The organism is Shewanella sp. 4t3-1-2LB, from assembly GCF_017368415.1.
GTDB lineage: Bacteria > Pseudomonadota > Gammaproteobacteria > Enterobacterales > Shewanellaceae > Shewanella > Shewanella fodinae.
On sequence record NZ_JAFNJD010000021.1, the window covers coordinates 17,876 to 39,971 of the forward strand.

Sequence of the window (22,096 nt, forward strand, 5' to 3'; positions counted from 1 at the left end):
TGTTTTTACTTCTATATATGGCGTTTTGTTTATGGTTCCACTTATCAACACCGCAGTTACACTGACATTCCCATCAGCAATGGGTAGAATAAGCGCCAGTTGTCACGCGCAGGAATGGCTTTATGCATATACATATTTTAGGGATTTGCGGCACCTTTATGGGGGGATTGGCCATACTGGCGCGCGCCATGGGCCACAAAGTGACGGGGGCCGACGCTAATGTATACCCGCCGATGAGTACCCAATTGGAGCAACAAGGCATCACCTTGATCCAGGGATTTGAAGCATCACAGCTGCAACCCGCACCGGATTTAGTGGTGATCGGCAATGCCATGAGCCGTGGTAATCCTTGCGTGGAGGCCGTGCTGGAGCAGGGGCTGAAATACACCTCAGGCCCACAGTTTTTGCACGATTACATTCTGCCAGGGCGCTGGGTGCTGGCGGTTTCCGGTACCCATGGCAAAACGTCTACCTCCAGCATGTTGGCGTGGATCTTAGAGTCTTGTGGTTACCAACCCGGTTTTCTCATCGGTGGCATACCGCGCAATTTTGGCGTATCGGCGCGTTTGGGGGATTCCCCTTTTTTTGTCGTAGAAGCCGATGAATATGACAGTGCTTTTTTTGATAAGCGTTCGAAGTTTGTGCATTACCAGCCGCGGACCTTGGTGATCAATAATCTGGAATATGATCATGCGGATATTTTTGAAGACTTGCATGCCATCCAGAAACAGTTTCATCATCTACTGCGCATTGTGCCGGGCAATGGGCGGGTGATCTGGCCGCAAGACAGTGATGCGGTGGCCGCAGTGTTAGCCCAAGGGTGTTGGAGCGAGCAGGAAACCATCAGTCACAGTGCTGGCAAGGGCGATTGGCAAGTGCAGCCCTTGGCCGAAGATGGACACCGTTTTGAGCTGCATCTTGCCGGGGAATCGCAAGGCGTGCTGGAATGGTCGTTACTCGGTAAACATAATATGGAAAATGCCTTGATGGCCGTGGCGGCGGCGCGGCATGTTGGCGTAAAACCTGCCGATGCCATTGCCGCACTAGCGGATTTTATTCCGCCTAAACGGCGACTGGAGCTGATAGGTAATATTCACGGGGTACAGGTTTTTGATGATTTTGCACATCATCCGACCGCCATTGCCACGACTCTGCAAGGCCTGCGCGCCAAAGTGGGCAAGGGGCATATCACAGTGGTGCTAGAGCCCCGTTCCAACACCATGAAGAGTGGCGTGCACAAAGCTACGCTGGCGGAGTCTATGCGTGATGCCGACAACGCTGTGCTGTATCAGGCCGATAACATCCATTGGGATATTGCGGCCGCGATGGGCAATGCCAGTATTCCAATCACTGTGATGTACAGTATTCATGATGTAGTGCTGAAAGTAGCGGCGGAAGCTAAACCCGGCGACACCATAGTGATCATGAGTAATGGCGGTTTTGGTGGCATTCATGGCAAGTTGCTGACGGCACTCGATGCCAAATTTAACGCGGAGGCCCAGCGATGAAAAGCATCAGCCTAGCGTGGACCGGAGCTTCTGGCGCACCTTATGGACTGAAGCTGCTGCAGTGTTTGCTGCAGGCGGAGTATCAGGTGTTTCTGATGATCTCCAGTGCTGCTAGAGTGGTGTTGGCTCAAGAATTGGACATTAAACTCAGCGCCGCGCCAGACAAAGCCACTGAGCAACTGCGAGCTATTATGCCAGCAACTGGTGTGTTGCGCGTACTGGGTAAGGATGAGTGGTTCTCGCCTCCAGCGTCAGGCTCGGCGGCACCGAAACAGATGGTGATCTGTCCTTGCTCCACTGGCACCTTGGCGGCAGTGGCAACTGGGATGAGCAACAATCTGTTGGAACGTGCGGCCGATGTGGTATTGAAAGAACATGGTCAGCTACTGCTGGTGCCCAGAGAAACGCCGTTCAACGCGATTCACTTGCAACATATGCTGAGTTTGACCCAGTTGGGCGCCGTTATTCTGCCTGCGGCTCCAGGGTTTTATCACCATCCCCAAACGGTTCAGGATCTGATAGACTTCGTCGTCGCCCGGATCCTCGACCATCTGGGTATTGCACATTCATTAACGCACCGCTGGGGTTATGACACACCAGATGGCGGTAGTATCGAAGACTGAGACGAGTATGAAACACACCATCGAAATGATGATCTCTGCTGAGGAGATAAATAGCAAACTGGATGAACTGGCTGCGCGCATTAACGCCCATTACCAGGATACCGATAAGCTGCTGATGGTGGGCTTGCTTAAAGGTTCTGTGGTGTTTATGGCGGACTTATGCCGTCGTATCAAGGGCCATGTGGAGATCGACTTTATGTCGGTGTCTAGCTATGGCAATACCATGACCAGTTCCCGCGATGTAAAAATTCTCAAAGATGTGCAGTCCGATATTGCCGGGCGCCATGTGTTGATTGTGGAAGACCTTATTGATTCGGGCAACACTCTCAATAAAGTGCGCGAAATGCTGCGGTTACGCGATCCTAAGAGCTTGGCACTGTGTACTTTGCTGGATAAGCCTGACCGTCGTGAAGTGGATGTGCCGGTTGATTTTGTCGGCTTTACCATTCCCGACGAATTTGTGGTAGGTTATGGCATCGACTATGCGGAGCAATACCGCAATCTCCCTTATATCGCCCGGGTTATCCCTCAGGAATAAAACTGCATTGAGCGGTTTTAGCAGGCGATCTGACTCCCGCAATAGCGGGAGTTTTGTTTTATCCAACAGAGGACTCAACAGATGACAGCAGGTGTGGCGCTGGCGCTGGAAAACCTTAGAAAAACCTACAAGGGCGGCGTCGAGGCCGTCAAAGGTATCAATCTCAAGGTAAAGCAAGGAGATTTCTTCGCCTTGCTGGGCCCCAACGGGGCAGGCAAATCTACCACCATCGGTATTATCAGTTCGTTGGTACATAAAACCAGTGGCAAGGTTGAGGTGTTTGGCCACGATCTGGATAAAGAACTGGAATTGGCCAAGCTGTGTATCGGTTTGGTGCCGCAGGAGTTTAATTTCAACCAGTTTGAAACCGTACTGCAGATTGTGGTGAATCAGGCGGGTTACTATGGTGTGCCGCGGGCAGAAGCTCATATTCGGGCAAAGAAGTATCTGACTCAACTGGATTTGTGGCAAAAACGCGATGCCAAAGCTCGGGAACTTTCAGGCGGCATGAAACGGCGACTCATGATTGCCAGAGCGCTGATGCATGAACCGCAACTGTTGATCCTTGATGAACCGACTGCAGGGGTGGATATTGAATTGCGGCGCTCCATGTGGGAGTTCCTGCAACGCATTAATCAGGAAGGTGTCACTATTATTCTGACCACTCATTATCTGGAAGAAGCTGAAATGCTTTGCCGCAACATCGGCATTATCGATAACGGGGTGCTGGTGGAATGCACCAGCATGAAAGCCTTGCTGGCGAAACTGGATATGGAAACCTTCGTGTTGGATCTTAAGCAGTCGCAGGCACAGCTACCTGCACTCACAGGTATTCAGGCACGGCTTATCGACCCTAATACGCTGGAGGTGGATGTCGCCAAGTCCAATAGCCTCAATAGCGTGTTTGCTGCACTAACCGCACAGGGCATTGATGTGTTGTCAATGCGTAACAAGACCAATCGGTTAGAGGAACTGTTTGTGGAATTGGTGGAACGGGACAAAGGAGCCAGCGCATGAGAGGCCTGTATTTTATCGCCTTCAAAAGCATTGTCATTAAAGAGATCACTCGCTTTAGCCGGATTTGGATCCAAACACTGCTGCCCCCAGCTATCACTATGACACTGTATTTTCTGATTTTTGGCAGCTTGGTCGGCAGCCGGATTGGCGAGATGGGTGGCGTATCCTATATGGAATTTATCGCCCCAGGGCTGATCATGATGTCAGTAATCACTAACTCCTATTCCAATGTGGCTTCGTCCTTTTTCAGTGCCAAGTTTCAGCGCAATCTGGAAGAACTGCTGGTAGCACCGGTGCCACATTATGTCATGATTGGCGGCTATGTGGCCGGTGGTGTAGCTCGCGGTTTGCTGGTGGGGCTGATTGTCACCTTAGTGGCCATGTTCTTTGTGGATCTGCATCTGCAGCATCCATTGCTGGTGGTGGTCACGGTGTTCCTAACCTCTGTGCTGTTTGCTCTAGGCGGTCTGATTAACGCAGTATTTGCCCGTAATTTTGATGACATCAGTATTATTCCCACCTTTGTACTGACACCGTTGACCTATTTAGGCGGCGTGTTTTATTCGCTGTCTTTGTTACCAGATTTTTGGCGTGGGGTGTCGGCGTTAAATCCGATAGTCTATATGATCAACGTATTCCGCTACGGCTTTCTTGGCTTTGCCGATATCAGTGTCGGGTTATCCATGCTAGTAATCGTCGGTTTCTGTGTTGGTCTATGGTTACTGGCATACTATCTGGTGTCGCGAGGCATTGGTTTGCGCACCTGATATACCTAGCTCAGGGATGAGCCTTATTCTGCCAACTGTAATTTGTATTCTTGTAACCGTGTTAGCTGTTGCTGGTTGCTTTGCTGCAAGCCATCGTAATGTTGGTTTATTTTACGCTGTTTCTGCAAAAACGCTGGTGCGGAGGCGGCAATATGTTCCCAGTAGCGTTCTCGATCTAACTTTTGTAACTCGCCTGTCCGCAACATTTCTAGGTAACTGTGTTCTTGCTGCAGCCGATAAATTTCTGTTTCTAGCCAACGTCGTAACTGCGCCTCAGTGAGATTTTTCTGCGCTAGGAGCCTTAACAGTGGGTCATCTGCTGGATTTTGCGTGGCAGTCTCGGTGGCAAGGCCATAATGGTATTCGAGCTGATGTTGAGTGTAGTCAGATGGACACGGTTGCTGGCTGAAAATTACCTGATCCTGAGCCGTGCATTTATAGATGAGCTTGCTGTCCTCGGCCGAGGCACTCGTGCCAGCGAGCAGTAATATCCCCAACAAACAGCATCGATTAGTTGATAACATTGCACTGTCAGCCAGATTTACAATGTTAATTATCATGGCCCAATTTGTTACGTGAGGCCAGTTTTTTGGCTGAGACAGTAATTTGGCAACGACTGCTTGAGAGGTGCCACCAGTTGCGGTTTTAATATGGCAACTGGTGGCTGGGCGTTAACGACTAAACACCAGATTGTCGATCAGACGGGCTTTACCGAGATATGCTGCAGCAAGCAGCACTAACTCTTTATCTTTATCTGTCGCTGGTGCCAGCGTCTGTGCCTGGCGAAGCTCAATATAATCTGGCGTTAATCCGGCCGCCTGCAATGCGGCTTTGGCGCTGTTGATGGCACTATCAACGGCGTTACCCGCTTTGATTGCCTCCGCCAGATCATCCAGCGTTCTTTTCAGCGCTGGCGCCTTGGCGCGTTCTTCTGCGGTGAGATAACCGTTACGGCTACTCAGTGCCAGCCCCGAAGATTCTCGCACGGTATCAACGCCCATCACTTCTACTGGCAGTGACAAGTCTTCAACCATGGTGCGGATAATCTGCAACTGCTGATAATCTTTACGGCCAAATAGGGCAATATCAGGCTGTACGATGTTGAACAGTTTGCAGACGATGGTGGCGGCACCGCGGAAATGACCGGGACGGGTGGCACCGCACAGCTGTTCTGAGATCCCAGGAACTTCAACAAACGTTTGTGCTGCCAGACCTCGGGGATAGATAATCTCTGGCGTTGGTAAAAACAGCAGTTCGCAGCCTGCTTCCACTAGTTTCTGCTGATCAGCTTCCAGTGTCCTTGGATAGCCAGCGAGATCTTCATTCGGCCCGAATTGCATCGGGTTGACGAAGATTGAGGCGACGACATGATCGGCGCGGCGTCTGCCTTCGGTGATCAGGCTGATATGGCCCGCGTGCAGATTACCCATTGTGGGAACAAAGGCAACACTTTCTCCCTTGTTTTTCCAGGTTTTAATCCGGGCGCGGATTTCCTCTATCTTAGCGGTTGTCAACATTTACGTAATGATCCAAAAGGTGTTCAGTTGAATGTATGCTCATCAGCGGGGAACAGTCCCTGCTGTACTTCCTCAATATAAGCGCTAATTGCTGCGCGGATATCACCGGTTTGCTTGAGGTAATTTTTGGAGAATTTAGGAATATAGCCGGAAGAGATGCCCAGCACATCGTGCATCACCAGAATTTGTCCATCGGTGTCTTTGCCAGCACCGATACCAATCACCGGAATGCGCACGGCTTCAGTGACTGCTTTAGCCAGCGCAGCAGGAATACATTCGAGTACCAGTAATTGTGCCCCAGCAGCTTCAAAGCCCTTTGCTTCATCGAGGATGCGTTTAGCGTTGTCTTCATCTCGTCCCTGAATCTTAAAGCCACCAAACACATGTACGGACTGCGGTGTCAGACCAATGTGAGCACATACTGGGATACCGCGTTCAGTGAGCATTTTGACGGTGGGCATTAGCCAGTGACCACCTTCCAGTTTTACCATAGCGGCACCTGACTGCATCACCTTGGCACAGTTGCTGAGGGCCTGTTCCGGCGTGGCGTATGCCATAAATGGCAGATCGGCAACCAGTAATGCCCGGCTGATACCGCGGCGAACACAACGGGTGTGGTAACACATGTCATCAAGGGTAACGGGCAGTGTATCGTCTTGCCCTTGCAGCACCATCCCCAGAGAGTCACCGACGAGCACGACATCAATACCTTGTTCATCGAAGGCTTTGGCAAAGCTGGCATCATAGGCGGTGAGCGAGGCGAATTTCTTGCCTTCCTGCTTGTATTTGAGCAGTGTGGCGATTGTGACTTTGGACATAAGCTTGTCTTCCAAACACGTGGGTGAACTGAGTTATATGCCATCCGCCAGCATCTGGCAATGGCTATCGACGTTGGCTCATGTAGAGGGTAACGGCTGTACAGCGCGTTGCATGTCAGCGTCGATCAAATCGCTGATTAATGTACCACAGGGTAGCCGTAAATGGGGCGAAAGTTCCGCTAACGGCACCAGTACGAATGCCCGTTGTTTCATGCCGTAGTGTGGTACCTTTAGTCGTGGCATATCGATGATCTGTGAGCCATACAGCAGCAGATCTAGGTCCAATGTGCGCGGTCCCCAACGCACTTCGCGGGTTCGTCCTTGTGCGGCTTCTATGGCTTGTAGTGCATCCAGCAGTGCCAGTGGTTCAAGGTCGGTGTCGAAACAGGCAACGGCATTGAGGTATTCCGGTTGTGGTACATCGCCCATAGGGGCACTGCGATAATAGGATGACAAACGCAGGCTGTTATTGCCTGCTAATTGCTTCAGTGCGGCTTTTGCCTGTTCCAGCTGCTGTTTGGGCTCAGCCAGATTGGCGCCTAGTGCCACATAAACCTGTGGCATCTTATTCGGCGGCCTCTGGCGTGTTTTCAGTTTTGCCACGGCGAGGTCGACGGCGACGCTGACTGGCGTTACGGTTGCGTTGATTGCCTTTGTTGCTGTCGCTTGCCAGTTCGCGGCGCTGCTCTTCATCAGCATCCACAAACTGCTGCCACCAGGCAGCCAGTTTTGCTAGATTGCCACCTTCAGCATTGGCGCGCATCAACAGTAAGTCATAGGCAGCACGGAATTTGGGGTGTTCCAGCAGCTTGAATGCTCTACCACCTTTAGACCGTTCAAAACGTAACTGCAATTGCCAAATATCGCGTGCGGGTGTGCTAAAGCGTCGCGGAATACTGATGGTCTGGCACTGTTGTTCCAGTACGTCGCCCATGGCGGCATAAAAGGCATCGTAATGACTCAGACCGCTTTCGGAGGCGATATCCTGCGCACGAGCTTGCAAGGGATACCATAACAGCGCAGCGAAGAAATAAGCCGGGGTGACCGGTTTGTCCTCGTTAATGCGCACATCAGTACTGTGCATCACTTCCGTTAGCATGCGCATGGCTGGCCCCTTGGGGTCATCGTGCAACTGTGCTTCCACTAACGGGAATAATGGCTCAAATAAATGATACTCACGCATTAGTCGCAGGTTCTGCCCGGCTTTACCGGCAAAAAACAGCTTCAATATCTCTTCATACATGCGTGCGGCCGGAATATCTTTCAGCAACCCTGCCAGCGCCTTAATGGGCGCGGCAGTATGCGCCTCAATCTGCATACCTAATTTGCCCGCAAAGCGCACGGCTCTAAGCATGCGCACCGGATCTTCACGGTAACGGGTTTCTGGATCGCCAATCAGTCTTAGCGTACGATTTTGCAGATCTTGCAAGCCGCCGCCATAGCTGCGGATACTGTAGTCTTCAATGCTGTAATACAGGGCGTTGACGGTGAAGTCTCGCCGCTCTGCGTCCTGATCGATATCGCCGTAAACATTGTCTCGCAGTAGTCGCCCTGCCGCATTGACCTTAGAAATCGTCTCGCTGTTTTCGCCATGATGACCGCGGAACGTTGCCACTTCGATTACATCTCGTCCAAATACAATATGTGCTAGGCGGAAACGACGTCCCACTAATCGGCAATTGCGAAACAGCTTTTTGATGTCTTCCGGGGTGGCATTGGTGACCACGTCAAAATCTTTCGGCTCCAATCCCAGCAGCAAGTCACGCACACCGCCGCCTACCAGATAGGCCTGATAGCCAGATTTATGCAGGCGATATAACACTTTCAGCGCGTTATCGCTGATCTGCTTGCGGGAGATACTATGACCATCGCGGGGAATGATCTCTAGACTGAGTGCTGTGTCTGTATAGGCTTCTTCGGGAAGTTTGGCAGCTGGGCCATCGTCAAACAACTGCTTACAGAACTGTGTGATACGGCGAAAAATAGGGCACCTCTAAGTGTGATCACAAAGTTTGGGAACAAAACTGGCGGCTATCATATACCAATTAGCGAGGGATGAGTATATTCAGCTGCCGATGAGGATCTCGGTTTGTTTGGGGATCCGCTGCAGATCAAACTGTGCGACCGCTTGCGCCAGCATGCGCTCGGGCATATCAACAGTGACGGGAGGTTGTCCGAGAAAGGCTAATGCCTGTTGTAGCGCAATATGGGGCCGTTTTTTATCCAGCGCTTCAGCATGGTTCTGCTTGGAAAGTTTAAAACCGGGTTTGAGCACTGCCAGCGGCAGATGTAAAAATTGTGGTAACGGCAAGCCGAGTTGCCGATATAAGCTCAACTGGCGGCAGCTGGCTTCTAGTAAATCGGCTCCGCGCACTATCTCTGTCACCTCCTGGTAAGCATCATCCAGCACTACTGCCAGTTGGTACGCATACAAGCCATCGCTGCGCTGAATGATAAAATCTTCACTGGCAAAGTCACTGGTGACCTGGATTTTGCCAAGTAACAGATCATCAAAACTGGCGACCTGTTGCTGGTTATATATTCGCACTGCGCCTTCTGGCAGTGCCAACTGACGACAGTGACCGTTGTAGAGTCCGTGCATCTGTTCCTGAATGGTCTTGCGACTGCATTGACAGAAGTAAGCCTCTCCCTGCGCCAATAATTGATCGATACACGCTTGATAAGCGTTGAAGCGCTGGCTCTGATACAACACTTTGTCGTCCCAATGCAATCCATAGAGCTCCAGCGTGCGGCGAATATCGTCTGCTGCCCCTTCTATTTCTCTTGGTGGGTCAATATCTTCAATACGTAGCAGCCACTTGCCGCCACAGGATCGGGCACGCAAAAAGCTACCGAGAGCGGCAATAAGCGAACCAAAATGCAGGGAACCGGATGGAGATGGCGCAAAGCGTCCGACGTAGGCCGGGCTGGTGGTGATATTCATATCCTGAGCAACGGCAACATCAACGCGGGGTAGTGTGCCCCGCGGTTGTTGGGGCAGGAATTAACCTGCCATCTGTTTTTCTTTGATCTCAGCGAGCGTCTTGCAGTCGATACACAGATCTGCCGTAGGACGAGCTTCCAAACGACGGATACCTATTTCAACCCCACAAGATTCGCAAAAGCCGAAATCATCGTCTTCAATCTTTTTCAGTGTTTTCTCAATTTTCTTGATCAGCTTACGCTCACGGTCACGAGCCCGCAGTTCGAGACTGAACTCTTCTTCCTGCGCAGCTCTATCTACTGGATCAGGAAAGTTAGCCGCTTCGTCCTGCATGTGCGTTACGGTACGATCAACTTCGTGACGCAGCTGTTTACGCCAGGCTTCCAGAATGGCTCTGAAGTGAGCCAACTGTTGAGGGTTCATGTATTCCTCACCAGGTTGTTCCTGATAAGGACTCAGACCAGCGATAGCGAGTACACCAAGTGTTTTAGTGCCTTCAGGCATAACGCATCTCCTGTTTCAATTTGCGTCATAGGGCGTTTTTGCGAACGGCCGCTATCTATAGCAGAATCTATTTACCTAGGCAAACATTTCCAAAAATCGGTGATCATATCTTTGAATATGTCTGCTAATTTCCTTTTGAGCAAATTTTTACGTTATTATTCCCGGTTTCCTTCCAGGAAGGGTAAGCGCTTTTCCACCTGAAAAGCTTCAGGGCTCAGGGACGTGGCGTAAACCAGTACCTCAACACCGTGCGCTACCGCCTGTACAAGTAAATCCGCATAATCTGGGTCAATATGCCGAGCTGCAGCCACCTTTTTTATGCCTGTGTGCTGGACGAGGAACATTAACACTCCCCGTTGACCTTTTTCCACTACTGCCATCAATTCTCGCAGATGTTTTTGCCCGCGAGTGGTGACTGCGTCTGGAAAATAACCACAATCGCCTTCCAGCAAGGTGGTGTTCTTGACTTCCACGTAACAGTCAGGGCGAACACCATTGCTCAAAAATATGTCAATACGACTATTTTCTTCGCCATATTGCACTTCCCGGCGCAAGGATTGATAACCTTGTAACTCAGCAATGATGCCGTTGCTGATAGCTTCCGCCACCAATTCGTTAGCCCGGCCAGTATTAACGCCTATCAATTGTCCTTGTGGATTTTGCATCAGCTCCCAGGTGCCTGGATATTTACGCTTAGTATTGTCCGACACTGAGTACCACACGGGTTGCCCAGGAAACTGACAATTCTTCATGGAACCGGTGTTCGGGCAATGCAGCGTTGTTTCACTGCCATCTGGCAACTGAACATCGGCTAAAAACCGCTTATAGCGCTTCAACAATACTGCCTGTTGCAATGGCGAAGTGAATTTCATGCCGCTAAATCTCTATTTTTACCACAAGCCTAAATATAGAAACGCCACAGCCTAGCAGGGTTTACGCTTTCTCACAAATATCACGCTCTGGATAACTTTAGCAGCTCGGTGCAATGCTATACACTTGCTGCCAAAGGGTATCTGCAGTGGTACCCACAGTGAGAAGGATAAATCATGGATCAAGTAATGAAGGTAGTGCTGACCGATCAGGCTGCAGCCGCCGTATGGGGTAAGACCGAACTGAGTTTCACCGGTGATGGCGCGTTGATCCACCTGCCGGAAGAAATGCCGTTACGGAGTGTGCAGAAAGCCGCCCGTAAACTGCGCACTCAGGGGGTGAGCCAGGTTAAACTGGAAGGGCAATTGTGGGATATCGATAGCCAATGGGCCTTTCATCAGGGGTTTGTCACCGCCAAAGGCGGCCACGTTATACACTGGAGTGGCAGCGACAAAGCACAGCAGGAACTGCAACTTCGTGCGGCTTGCAGTCAGTTTGCACGGCAGTTGATTAACGAAACGCCAGAAAATTTGTCTCCAGTAAAACTGGCGCTAGCGGCGGCGGCTTGGTTGCAACAATTGGGTGGTGCCCGTATCAGCTATCGCATTATAGAAGGTGAAGAGCTACTGGCACAGCAGTGGGCGGGAATTTATGCCGTAGGGCGTGGCAGTGAGCGCGCTCCGGCAATGCTGGAGCTGGATTACAATCCAGCTGGCGTGGATGCGCCGGTAGCGGTTGCGTTGGTCGGTAAGGGGATCACGTTTGATTCTGGTGGCTATAGTCTTAAAAGCTCTCAAGGAATGCTGGGCATGAAGGCCGACATGGGCGGTGCCGCGACTGTTGCCGCAGCGTTGGGGCTGGCCATTCAGCGTGGTCTCAACAAACGGGTAAAACTTTACCTGTGCTGTGCTGAAAATCTGGTGAGTGGTCGTGCCTATAAGCTCGGCGACATTATCACCTATAAAAATGGGACAACCGTTGAAGTCGTCAACACTGACGCTGAAGGTCGACTGGTGCTGGCAGATGGTCTACAGGCGGCTACTGAAGCCCAAGCCGGACTGATTATTGATGCCGCCACATTAACCGGTGCGGCGGTGATGGCGGTCAGCAGCAATTACAATGCGATTTTTTCACCACAGAAAGCCATGTTGCAGTTTGCTGAAGAGAAAGCGCAAAGCGTTGCGGAACATGTCTGGCCTTTGCCGTTAGAACCTTGGCATAAAGAGATGTGTCCTTCGGCCTATGCTGACACCGCCAACAGTCGGCCGGTAAAAGGCGGTGGGGCCGGTGGTGCTTCCAACGCTGCCGCATTTCTGTGGCGTTTTGTGGGTAAGGATATCCCGTGGCTGCACATCGATCTGGCCGCAGCATTTGAAGATGATGCAGGCTCAATGTGGGCTGCCGGTGCGACCACTCACGGTATGCTGACTATCGCTGAAATACTGATGGATTGAGTTCGTAGCGGTAACATAGGCCGCCACGATGGCGGCCTTTTTTTATCACGTTAATGACAAAAGGAGATAGCAGATGCTGATCCGAGCCGCTACTGCGCATGATGCTGAATCTCTGTGGGAATTGCGGCATCAAGCGATTGTCACCGGTTGTCGGGGCCATTATTCACCGGCCGTGTTATCACGCTGGACGGAAGACCCAATGCCGGTTGGTTTTGAAGATCTGGTGTCCGCCGGTTTTTATGTGCTGGAACTACAACATGAGATCTTGGCATGTGGCCAACTGGATCAACCCAACTGCAAACTTGAGGCCTTATTTGTCCAGCCCAAGGTTATGGGCAAAGGGTATGGGCGCTTGATGCTGCAATATTTGGAACGGCAGGCGAAGGCTTGTAATATCCACCACTTGTCGCTGGAATCCTCGCTGAATGCGGCGCCTTTTTACCAGCATTGTGGTTGGCAGTCGCTCGGCCATAGTCGCTATCACTCGCCTAAAGGGATGGCTTTGGACTGCATATTGATGGAGAAAAACTTGTAGTGGTGGTTGTCATAGCAACGGCCAACGATGGAGAACCCGATACTCTACCCCTGATGTGCTGCTGAGCGAGTGATAAAGATTTAAGGTCGTCGGTGCTAATTGCAGCGCTGTAGGCGGCAGAGATGAGGGCTGATGCTTGGCTTTTCTCAACAAAGTGATATGTGGCCGGTAACTGTACTCTTTGGGGGCCAAACCGAGTTGTTCAGATAAATTGGCCGCCGCATTTGCCAGCGTTAGCAGCGGTTCATCTGCCTCACCTGTCAGACATAAAATCTGAGGTTTAGGCCACAGCACTATTTGGTCCAGCGTGACTGTAAAGCGCCGTAGCGGTAATTGTGGCACCTGCTGCAATAACTGCTGCTTGGTTGCCGCGGGTGTCTGACCAAGAAATACCAGTGTCATATGCAGATTTTTGGCTGCCACCATCCGTGCGCCGGGACAGGCCGCAACACAGCGTTGCTGCAGCGCATTGACCTCTTGTTGTTGTGTTTCAAGCGCAAATCCGAGAAATAAACGCTGGGTATTTTCCTCCAAGATGGCTCCTTTGTGCTATGGATAAGGCTCATCATAACCTCCAGTTCGCAGGTTATGGGCTGCGGTTAGCCAGTCGCGCTGAAAATCGGTACACTGTCGCCAGTTTTTTTGTGGTCAGACAGGTCAATTTGAACGCGTTACCCATCACCCAGTTGTTGCCGGCGTTGCAGCAGGCACTGACAACCGCTAATCAGTTGATTCTACAAGCACCGACCGGTGCTGGTAAGTCTACGGCATTGCCGTTGGCACTGCTCGACTGGCCGGAAATTAACGGTCGCATATTGATGCTGGAACCGCGGCGCGTCGCTGCCCGCAGTATTGCCGCCTATCTGGCACGTTGTCGGCAGCAACCTCTAGGCCAGACAATAGGCTATCGGGTTCGCGGTGAAACACAAGTGAGCCGCAATACTAGGTTGGAAATCATCACCGAAGGTATTTTGACGCGGATGATCCAGCAAGATCCCACGCTTGACGGTGTGGCAATGGTGATTTTTGATGAGATCCATGAACGCCATCTCACCACCGATTTGGGGCTGGCTTTGGCGCTTGAAGTGCAAACATCCGTCAGAGATGATCTTAAAATCTTGGCGATGTCGGCCACCCTGCAGGGGCTGCCGCTGGTGCAACTGATGCCGGATGCCATCACATTAAGCAGCGAGGGTCGCAGTTTCCCGGTCAGCATTGCTTATCGCGCAGTGCCTGCTAACGTGCAAGCGCGCAGTGCGCTACCTTCTTGGCTTAGCCATATGGGCAAATCTATTGTCGCTATGTTCGCTGGCTCCGATGATCTACCTGAATTGACGACTATGCAGCGCCAGGGCGCTATGTTGGCTTTTCTGCCGGGACGGGCGGAAATTATCAAATTGCAGGAGTATCTCACAGGCCGGTTACCCGATGATGTGCAGATTTACCTTATGTATGGCGATTTACCCGCCGAATTGCAGGATGCGGCAATCGCGCCCCCCATAACAGGAAAGCGCAAGCTGGTGCTGTCTACTAATGTTGCCGAATCCAGTCTCACCATTGAAGGTATTACTATGGTGGTAGATTGCGGTTATCGGCGCCAAGCAAGTTTTAATCCACGCACTGGGGTGACTCGATTGGGGTTGAAGCGGATCAGTCAGGCATCAGCGCAGCAGCGTGCTGGGCGTGCCGGACGTTTAGCCGCAGGTTTTTGTCTGCGATTGTGGTCGCAGGAAGAACAAGGCCGCTTAGCCGCTGCTGATGAACCGGAAATTCAGTGCGGTGAGTTGTTGCCCGTCGTATTGGAAGCCGCAAACTGGGGTGTGAAATCATTATCCCATCTGCCGTTATTGACCCCAGCAAACGCTGCGAACGAGGCTGTCGCTTGGGAACTGTTGCAGACATTGGAATTGGTGGATAGGCAGCACAAATTGACCGCACATGGCCGTGCGGCCTATCAGTTCGGCGCCGCTTCACCACGGCTAGCACATATGTTGGTCAAAGCACAGACGCGGGTCGCTGAGAGTAGTGACAAGCAGTTATTAGGGCTGGCCTGTTTACTAGCGGCGTTGCTAGAAGCCCGCAGCCGAGGTGCCGGATGTGATGTGCTGGATAAACTGCCACAGTTATTGCGCGGGCCTGAAGCTAAACAGGCAAAATTATGGTTACGCCGATGCCAGTTACCCGAAGAGCCTGCGCGTTATCTGCATTCCGCCAATAATCAGGACGTGGCATGGTTGCTGGCGCTGGCATTTCCAGACCGGATAGCTAGAGCCCGAGGTGCGGCAGGTTTTGTGCTAGCAAATGGCACCGGCGTGGTTTTGGAGCACGATGATGCCCTGGCTAGTGCCGAGTGGCTGGTCATCGCCGATTTTCAGGGGCAGGAAGGCCGCAGCAGTGGTCGGGCTTACCTAGCGGCAATGCTACCTGCTGGGCTGCTGGATAATGAACTGGCATTTCTCACGGAGTGGCGTGAAGACGCTGCTTGGGATGACAATAAAGGGCGTTTTTTGGCAGAGCGACAACTTTGCTTAGGTAAACTGGTGCTGAAACGTGAGCCGTTGCCTCAACCCGACAATGCACTTAAACGCAAAGCGCTGCTGACACTGATAAGGCAACGAGGTCTTAGCCTGTTGAACATGGACGATAGTGTTAGACAGTTACAGTTCAGGTTACGACTCGCACAATCTGTAGATCCCATACAGTTTCCAGATGTCAGTGACGCTGCGCTGCTAGCATCATTGGAGCAGTGGCTAGCGCCTTATTTGGATGATGTATCGCAACTCAAGCAATTGGCAACCTTGGACATTTACTCACTGCTACTCAACCGTTTGCCTTGGCAGGCTCGGCAACAACTTGATGAATGGTTACCAACACATTGGCCTATGGTCACCGGCACTCGGGCACCCATTCGTTATGATGAGAATGGTCGCGCGTTATTAAGTGTGCGACTACAAGAGGCGTTGGGCATGTCTGACAGTCCGCGGTTGCTGCAAGGTAAACTGGTGATCACCATGGAACTGTTGTCGCCGGCGCACAGACCTTTGGCATTGACGGCGGATCTTGGCAGTTTCTGGCAAGGGCCGTACACCGACGTTAAAAAAGAGATGCGTGGTCGTTATCCCAAACATCTGTGGCCGGATGATCCAGCCAATACCCTGCCAACGAAATACACCAAGAAGAAAACTGAGGCAAAGCTGTCCTGACGTGGAATTATCATGGTAACTGCGAAGAATAACCGGAAAAATAGCGCTAAAAGTAGTAAAACCACCTCGAAATCAACGGGTGGTTTATGGCGTCAGTTGTGGTCCTTTGGCTGGAAATTGACGCTGGTTATCGTGGCGGTGCTGGCGATCTACTGTATTTATTTAGATCAGATCATCGCTCGTAAATTTGAAGGTCAAAAGTGGTATCTGCCAGCACAGATCTTCAGCCGTTCGATGCCTCTTTATCCCAGCGCCCCGGTGAGTCACTCGCAGTTTATTGATGAACTCAAGCTGCTGGGGTATCGCAAAGTGGCTAACCCTCGCCAAATTGGCGAGTTTTCTGCGTCATCTACCCGGGTAGAGCTGTGGCGCAGACCTTTTTTACATCCAGAAGGTCCGCAGCCTGCACAACAGGTGATGGTGAGTTTTGACAGCAATGGCGTGGCTTCGGTTGAGCGTTTAAGCGATCACCGGCAACTGGCCGTGTTTCATCTGGAACCTGTGTTACTGGATCGCATTGTTACCGGCGATGGAGAAGATCGATTGTTTGTGCCAACCACGGAGATCCCCAAATCTGTGGTCGATGGTTTATTGCTCACGGAAGATCGCAGCTTTTATGAACATTACGGGATTAATCCGCTGGCGATCGTGCGGGCGGCTATGGTCAATCTCAGTGCCGGGCGCACAGTACAGGGCGGCTCCACCCTGACCCAACAGTTAGCCAAGAATTTCTTTCTTACCAGTGAGCGTTCTCTCATCCGTAAGATCCGCGAAGCGCTGATGGCAATCATTATTGATGCGCGCTACAGCAAAGAGGAGATCCTCGAAGCGTACCTGAATGAAGTGTATATGGGGCAGGATCATAATCGGGCGATCCACGGTATGGGGCTAGCCTCACAGTTTTATTTTGGTCGCCCCATTGGCGAACTGACGTTGGCGCAGCAGGCACTGCTGGTGGCGGAGATCAAAGGCCCATCCTATTACAATCCTTGGCGTTATCCGCAGCGGGCGCAGGAACGACGTGATCTGGTTCTGCGGCTGATGATGGAAGGTAACAAAATCAGCGTTGAACAGTATAAAGTGGCAGCAGCCTCCCCGTTGGGATTACGTAATGCTGCCCGCCCTGTACACCAGAAATTGCCAGCGTTTTTCGCACGGGTGAAGCAGGAACTGCGCGACCGTTACGGTGATGCTCTGCTCAAGCAATCCGGTATTAAGGTGTATACCACCCTGGATCCGCTGGCGCAGGAGGCGGCAGAGAAAGCCGTCAGCGCCACTATTTCCGCCCTGGACAGTAAAAATAGCGGATTACAGGCTGGCATGGTGGTCACTGAACGTTATACCTATGGCATTGCGGCGATGGTTGGTGATCGTAATCCAGGATATGACGGTTACGATCGTGCTGAAGAGATCCGTCGGCCTATCGGTTCGCTGGTGAAACCCTTTGTCTATGCTACTGCCTTAGCACAGGGTAACAACTACAATCTGTTGACGCCCTTGAAAGATCAACCGATCACTCTGAAAAACGAACAGGGGCAGACTTGGTCACCAAAAAATGATGATCGGCAGTTTAGTGGTCAGGTTTCCTTGCTGGCGGCACTGACAAACTCCATGAATGTGCCTACGGTGAATCTGGGGATGGCCGTTGGCCTAGAGGCCGTCGCGACGACCTTGCAGCAAGCCGGTTGGAATGAGCCTGTTGCTGCCTATCCGTCAATGTTATTGGGGGCTGTCAACGGTTCACCGCTGATGGTGGCGCAGGTATACCAGACGCTGGCAAACAACGGCCGTTATCGGCAATTGTATGCAGTAACGGCTGTGCTGGATAAAGACAATCAGCCACTGCCTGTCAGCCATTTGCCACAAACGGAAGCCATCGATCCTGCCGTAAATTATCTGGTGCAGTATGCGTTGACTCAGGTGGTGCAAACCGGTACTGCTGCCAGGCTCGGGGCCGCGTTCCCCGGTGTTAAGCTGGCAGGTAAAACCGGTACCAGTAACGATCAACGCGACTCCTGGTTTGCTGGATTTGATGAACGTAATGTGGCCGCAATCTGGGTTGGCAGGGACGATAACGGTAAAACCGGTTTGTATGGTAGCAGTGGCGCTATGGCAATTTACCGTAGCTTCCTGAATAGTCGTGCCCCGCTGTCATTGCGTTTACCACCGGTGAATGGTGTGGTTCAGGGCTATTTTGATCGTGATACCGGGGTGGCAAAACAACCCGATTGCAGTGATGTCGTGGCGGCACCGGCCTTGGCAGACAGTTATCATCCTGCGGCTAATTGTGGCGAGTCGCGACCTTGGTGGCAGCGGATGTTTGGTGGGTAACCAAACATCGACGTCTGAATGTAGAAAAGGGCCATGGCGGCCCTTTTCTTTATGTCTGTCTTACAGAAATCACGCAATGCGACGACGTGTCAGTGCTGCCAAGCCGCACAGGGCAATAAATAACCAGCCGATGCTGCCGCCTGATTTTTTCGCATCCTTTTCGGTCGCCAGATAGTTAATAATATCTACTAGGTCTTTGACACTATGCATTTCTGAAAGATTAATCATGTACTTATCATTAACGATAAAGGTCGGTACGCTGTCGATACGGAAATCATTTTGTTGTTTGCGCCATAGCTTGATGGTGTCGTTGACGGCACTGCTGTCTGCAACTTCATCATACTTCGCTGCAGCAACGCCTGCTTTGGCAAAAATGGCTTTAATGTCGTCTCGGCTGTTGATGGTCGACTGATGCTGGTGACCTGCCTGGCTATGATCTGCATCGCCTTGAATTGCCGCGAACATCTCATGAGCCAGCTGTTTTTCTAGCCCGAGTTGCTCCATGACCGCGAGAGACTTCATGACTTCGGTTCCCAAGTCACTGTTCATAAAGTCCACGTGTTTGCTTTCAAACGCCACTCCTGGTTTCAGGTTGGCTTTGATGAAAGGCAAATACTTTTGTGACATCTGGTAACAGTGTGGGCAATAGAACGAGAAAAATTCGCTTACGTTGGGAGTCGCACTGCCTTTATCGGCAATCTGGGTATAGTGTTTACCTTCAATAAAATCCGCTGCCTGAGCGGAGAGAGATGCAACGGAAATGACCACTGCGACCAGAATGGGCTTGAGCAAAATAGACTCCTTATTCGCTGTTGAATATCGTCAGAACTGCAGGTGCCGAGCTTAGGTTGGCACGCTTAATTATCACTTAATTTACTGATGCAGCGTGTAAACTGACCGCTAAGATGTGAGATAACTCATGCTAAACTGCCACGTAACACCTGCCATGCTTCACATACTTCACGAAACCTTGCCGCATCACCATTGGGCCGATCTGGATGCCAGCGCAACGCCAGTTTTCGCCATTGGCGGCGGATGTCGCGCTCACTAGCATCGCCTTCCAGCTCCATGACCTGTAACGCTTCCAGATAAGCGAGCCGTTCCGGTACCGCACCAATATACTGCTGATACGAGTGCCAGAATGACGCTAGCATCTCTTTGACGACATTGGCACACGTGTCGTAATTGCGCCAGTCCAGATAATAATCCCGCAATGCCTGATCCTGGCGTTGCAACATGCGTGGGTTGGCGGGGGCGATTCGGTACAGTTTAATATCCATCGATTGCACTTGCAGCCATTGCTGCGGCAACAGCATTTCCTGCAATTCATAGAGCGCATTCATCAATAGAAAGTTACGTTTAAACAGGTCTTTTTCGGGATTGTCATCAAGTTGGCTCATTAGCCCTCGCTGCTGCAATTCGGCAGCAAGGTGATGCACTTTCCAGCTGTGTACCGAGGCTTTTAACAGCGTCATTAGCGGCCATATTAACGGATTGTCCTCATGATGGCGGCAGATATCCGAAGCCTCATTGGCAGAGTGGGGGATAGCGGTTCTGGCAAGCAGCATAGCGTCATTCTTCCTGAACTGGCGATAAAACCTACTATGCCACAGCTCGCTAGCGGAGCAAGTTAAAAGTGCCCAGAAATAGCAGGGAACAGCCGTATGCTGTTCCCTTAACTTACTTAAATTTCGTTGATGATCTCATGCTGTGGTAAGCGAGACTTAGGCAGCTTGGCATTAAAATCCGTGGCATCACTGTAACCGAGTGCCACAATAACACTGGCGTTAAGTCCTTGCTCACGCAGTCCCAGTACTGCATTGAGGGTTGTCGCGTCAAATCCTTCTATCGGTGTAGCGCCAATCTCTAAGACACTAGCACCCAGCAGCAACGTCCCCAGTGCCAGATAGGTCTGTTTTTCCATCCAGTGTTGTAGATCTTTCAGCTCATAACGATGCATATTGACGAAAAATTTGCGGCCATTTTGCAGTGCTTGTTTGGCGGCTTCATCAGAAATTCTGCCATCTTGTTGTTCCTGGTCAGCCAGATGCTCCAAGTATTCATCGGTGATGTAATTACGGGTACACAACACTACTACATGGGAGGCGTTTAGGATTTTCGGGGTGTTAAACGCATAGTTGACAGTGGCTTCGGCAACTTTGGCTTTACCTTCAGCAGTCGCCGCAATAACAAAATGCCAAGGCTGGGAGTTGACCGATGATGGTGCAAACTGCAACAGGGTTTTTAGCTGATCAATCTTTTCCTGGGGGATCTTTTGGTTAGGATCCAGCGCCTTGCTGGTATAGCGGCGCTTAACAATTGTTGTTAAATCAGTCATTTTCTATTCCTGTATGACACTAAACAGCGATCATGCATTCTACGATGTCGCCACTGTTTTACAATGCTTAAAGTGAACAGCAGGTGAGGCTTAAGCTGATGGTTGGTTTTTTTACAGATACTTTTGCTGCATTTCACAAAAGCAGCTGCATAAAACAAGGCAGCAGCAGCTAAATTGATATAAAATGCGCGCCCAAACCGTAGACCGTCTTTTCAATACACCTCGGGTGACAGATAACTGTTGTTTCGCACAGTTGGGGCGGCTGGGAATTGGCATGTTACATGATGGGGTCGTTGCAATGATCGAAAAACGCTATATCACCGCTCAGGAATTACTGGAAGATTCATTCCGCCTAGCCGCTCAGGTTTATAACAGTGGCTTTCGCCCACAGTTTATTGTGGGGATCTGGCGCGGTGGTGCTCCAATCGGTATTGCTGTACAGGAATATTTTGATTTCAAAAAAGTCGAAACTGACCATATCGCCGTGCGCACCTCGTCTTATTATGGCATTGGCAACGATAAACAGAGTAAAGAGATCAAGGTACACGGCCTTCACTATATTGTTGAAAATGCTGGGGCTGATGACAGGTTGTTGATCGTTGACGACGTGTTTGATTCAGGTCGTAGCGTGTTTGCGTTGAAAGAAAAGCTGTCACAAATGATGCGGTTAAACTTGCCGCGGGATATTCGTATTGCGTGCCCGTATTACAAGCCCAAAAATACTATGGTGCCGATGAAACCAGATTACTATATCCATTCTTCCGATGAATGGTTGGTGTTTCCGCATGAAGTTTCTGGTCTGACGCCGGAAGAACTCAGTGAAGGTAAAAGCGATCTGCACAATATTCGAGATCTGTTTGTCTAAGTTTGTCGGTCACAAAAAGGGCACTGACGAGTGCCCTTTTTGTGGGGGATTACAGATCGCGGAATTTCTGCCGCAGTGCTTCATCCCTCTCCACCACTATGGCTTCCAGCGTGACCACGCGCTGTTTCAGATCCGCCACTTCCTGCTGTAACGCTTCGAGTTGACGTGAGTCCTGTTGTTGTCGTCCGTTATAATCCTTAACCAGGCTGACAATGAAGTAGCCAACAACAATGATGGCAATCAGGGAAATTAAGCTCATTGTGG

The 22,096-nt window shown here is 51.0% G+C and carries 23 protein-coding genes; 10 read left to right on the forward strand and 13 right to left on the reverse strand.

What is annotated here, in order from left to right; all coding sequences use genetic code 11:
• Positions 1–122 precede the first annotated feature (122 nt).
• The 5 genes from mpl (at position 123) to J3L11_RS09310 (ending at position 4,453) form a co-directional block, all read left to right on the forward strand.
• Entirely contained in the window at positions 123–1,508 is a 1,386-nt protein-coding gene (gene mpl, locus J3L11_RS09290) for a UDP-N-acetylmuramate:L-alanyl-gamma-D-glutamyl-meso-diaminopimelate ligase (RefSeq protein ID WP_207570818.1), read from the forward strand.
• A complete protein-coding gene (locus J3L11_RS09295; protein ID WP_189617021.1) occupies positions 1,505–2,131 on the forward strand; it encodes a flavin prenyltransferase UbiX in 627 nt (208 codons plus the stop codon). Before mpl ends, J3L11_RS09295 begins: the two co-directional genes overlap by 4 nt.
• 7 nt (positions 2,132–2,138) lie before the next feature.
• A complete protein-coding gene (gene hpt / locus J3L11_RS09300) occupies positions 2,139–2,669 on the forward strand; it encodes a hypoxanthine phosphoribosyltransferase (protein ID WP_189617022.1) in 531 nt (176 codons plus the stop codon).
• 81 nt (positions 2,670–2,750) lie between these two features.
• Positions 2,751–3,686 (forward strand): ABC transporter ATP-binding protein, encoded by a 936-nt coding sequence (locus J3L11_RS09305; RefSeq protein ID WP_189617023.1) that lies wholly within the window; start codon positions 2,751–2,753, stop codon positions 3,684–3,686.
• Complete coding sequence (locus J3L11_RS09310) at positions 3,683–4,453, forward strand: ABC transporter permease (RefSeq protein WP_133039818.1); 771 nt, start codon at positions 3,683–3,685, stop codon at positions 4,451–4,453. The genes J3L11_RS09305 and J3L11_RS09310 overlap by 4 nt, the downstream gene beginning before the upstream one ends.
• A gap of 23 nt (positions 4,454–4,476) precedes the next feature.
• On the opposite strand, the gene J3L11_RS09315 is transcribed toward J3L11_RS09310, so the two are convergent.
• The 8 genes from J3L11_RS09315 to sfsA form a co-directional block, all read right to left on the reverse strand.
• Positions 4,477–4,977: a DUF4124 domain-containing protein gene (locus J3L11_RS09315; protein ID WP_207570819.1), complete on the reverse strand. Its 501-nt coding sequence runs from the start codon at positions 4,975–4,977 to the stop codon at positions 4,477–4,479.
• Positions 4,978–5,124: 147 nt separating this feature from the next.
• The gene (gene panC / locus J3L11_RS09320) at positions 5,125–5,970 is read right to left on the reverse strand and encodes a pantoate--beta-alanine ligase (RefSeq protein ID WP_207570820.1); all 846 of its coding nucleotides are present in this window, start codon (positions 5,968–5,970) and stop codon (positions 5,125–5,127) included.
• Between the two features lie 23 nt (positions 5,971–5,993).
• Complete coding sequence (gene panB, locus J3L11_RS09325) at positions 5,994–6,788, reverse strand: 3-methyl-2-oxobutanoate hydroxymethyltransferase (RefSeq protein WP_207570821.1); 795 nt, start codon at positions 6,786–6,788, stop codon at positions 5,994–5,996.
• A gap of 78 nt (positions 6,789–6,866) precedes the next feature.
• Complete coding sequence (folK, locus tag J3L11_RS09330; RefSeq protein WP_207570822.1) at positions 6,867–7,352, reverse strand: 2-amino-4-hydroxy-6-hydroxymethyldihydropteridine diphosphokinase; 486 nt, start codon at positions 7,350–7,352, stop codon at positions 6,867–6,869.
• A gap of 1 nt (position 7,353) precedes the next feature.
• Positions 7,354–8,667 carry a polynucleotide adenylyltransferase PcnB gene (gene pcnB, locus J3L11_RS09335; RefSeq protein WP_189617059.1) on the reverse strand — a complete coding sequence of 438 codons (1,314 nt, stop codon included), beginning with the start codon at positions 8,665–8,667 and terminating at the stop codon, positions 7,354–7,356.
• Positions 8,668–8,853: 186 nt separating this feature from the next.
• The gene (gene gluQRS, locus J3L11_RS09340; RefSeq protein ID WP_189617027.1) at positions 8,854–9,732 is read right to left on the reverse strand and encodes a tRNA glutamyl-Q(34) synthetase GluQRS; all 879 of its coding nucleotides are present in this window, start codon (positions 9,730–9,732) and stop codon (positions 8,854–8,856) included.
• A gap of 60 nt (positions 9,733–9,792) precedes the next feature.
• Positions 9,793–10,236: an RNA polymerase-binding protein DksA gene (gene dksA / locus J3L11_RS09345; protein WP_133039812.1), complete on the reverse strand. Its 444-nt coding sequence runs from the start codon at positions 10,234–10,236 to the stop codon at positions 9,793–9,795.
• A 155-nt stretch (positions 10,237–10,391) separates the two neighbouring features.
• Complete coding sequence (gene sfsA / locus J3L11_RS09350) at positions 10,392–11,108, reverse strand: DNA/RNA nuclease SfsA (protein ID WP_207570823.1); 717 nt, start codon at positions 11,106–11,108, stop codon at positions 10,392–10,394.
• Between the two features lie 174 nt (positions 11,109–11,282).
• On the opposite strand from sfsA, the gene pepB reads away from it, so the two are divergent.
• Both pepB and J3L11_RS09360 read left to right on the forward strand, forming a co-directional pair.
• Positions 11,283–12,560, forward strand: coding sequence for an aminopeptidase PepB (gene pepB / locus J3L11_RS09355; protein WP_189617029.1), 1,278 nt, complete (start codon positions 11,283–11,285; stop codon positions 12,558–12,560).
• Positions 12,561–12,633: 73 nt separating this feature from the next.
• Positions 12,634–13,095 (forward strand): GNAT family N-acetyltransferase, encoded by a 462-nt coding sequence (locus J3L11_RS09360; protein WP_207570824.1) that lies wholly within the window; start codon positions 12,634–12,636, stop codon positions 13,093–13,095.
• A 9-nt stretch (positions 13,096–13,104) separates the two neighbouring features.
• Here J3L11_RS09360 and thpR read toward each other — a convergent pair whose 3' ends face one another.
• Entirely contained in the window at positions 13,105–13,629 is a 525-nt protein-coding gene (gene thpR / locus J3L11_RS09365) for an RNA 2',3'-cyclic phosphodiesterase (RefSeq protein ID WP_207570825.1), read from the reverse strand.
• Positions 13,630–13,646: 17 nt separating this feature from the next.
• On the opposite strand from thpR, the gene hrpB reads away from it, so the two are divergent.
• On the forward strand, positions 13,647–16,298 hold the full coding sequence (gene hrpB, locus J3L11_RS09370) for an ATP-dependent helicase HrpB (protein ID WP_207570826.1): 2,652 nt from the start codon (positions 13,647–13,649) through the stop codon (positions 16,296–16,298).
• Positions 16,299–16,310: 12 nt separating this feature from the next.
• Positions 16,311–18,629 (forward strand): penicillin-binding protein 1B, encoded by a 2,319-nt coding sequence (mrcB, locus tag J3L11_RS09375; RefSeq protein WP_207570827.1) that lies wholly within the window; start codon positions 16,311–16,313, stop codon positions 18,627–18,629.
• Positions 18,630–18,698: 69 nt separating this feature from the next.
• Here the strand turns inward: mrcB and J3L11_RS09380 are convergent, their stop codons facing one another.
• The 3 genes from J3L11_RS09380 to nfsB all read right to left on the reverse strand — a co-directional run bounded on the left by J3L11_RS09380 (position 18,699) and on the right by nfsB (position 20,967).
• Positions 18,699–19,421 (reverse strand): DsbA family protein, encoded by a 723-nt coding sequence (locus J3L11_RS09380; RefSeq protein ID WP_189617033.1) that lies wholly within the window; start codon positions 19,419–19,421, stop codon positions 18,699–18,701.
• 125 nt (positions 19,422–19,546) lie between these two features.
• The gene (locus tag J3L11_RS09385; RefSeq protein WP_189617034.1) at positions 19,547–20,197 is read right to left on the reverse strand and encodes a DNA-J related domain-containing protein; all 651 of its coding nucleotides are present in this window, start codon (positions 20,195–20,197) and stop codon (positions 19,547–19,549) included.
• Positions 20,198–20,313: 116 nt separating this feature from the next.
• Positions 20,314–20,967, reverse strand: a complete 654-nt coding sequence (gene nfsB / locus J3L11_RS09390; RefSeq protein WP_207570828.1) for an oxygen-insensitive NAD(P)H nitroreductase — start codon at positions 20,965–20,967, stop codon at positions 20,314–20,316.
• 298 nt (positions 20,968–21,265) lie between these two features.
• Between nfsB and J3L11_RS09395 the strand changes: the two genes are divergently transcribed.
• Complete coding sequence (locus J3L11_RS09395; RefSeq protein WP_133039802.1) at positions 21,266–21,832, forward strand: phosphoribosyltransferase family protein; 567 nt, start codon at positions 21,266–21,268, stop codon at positions 21,830–21,832.
• Between the two features lie 49 nt (positions 21,833–21,881).
• On the opposite strand, the gene J3L11_RS09400 is transcribed toward J3L11_RS09395, so the two are convergent.
• Entirely contained in the window at positions 21,882–22,091 is a 210-nt protein-coding gene (locus tag J3L11_RS09400) for a hypothetical protein (RefSeq protein WP_133039801.1), read from the reverse strand.
• Between the last annotated feature and the right edge of the window lie 5 nt (positions 22,092–22,096).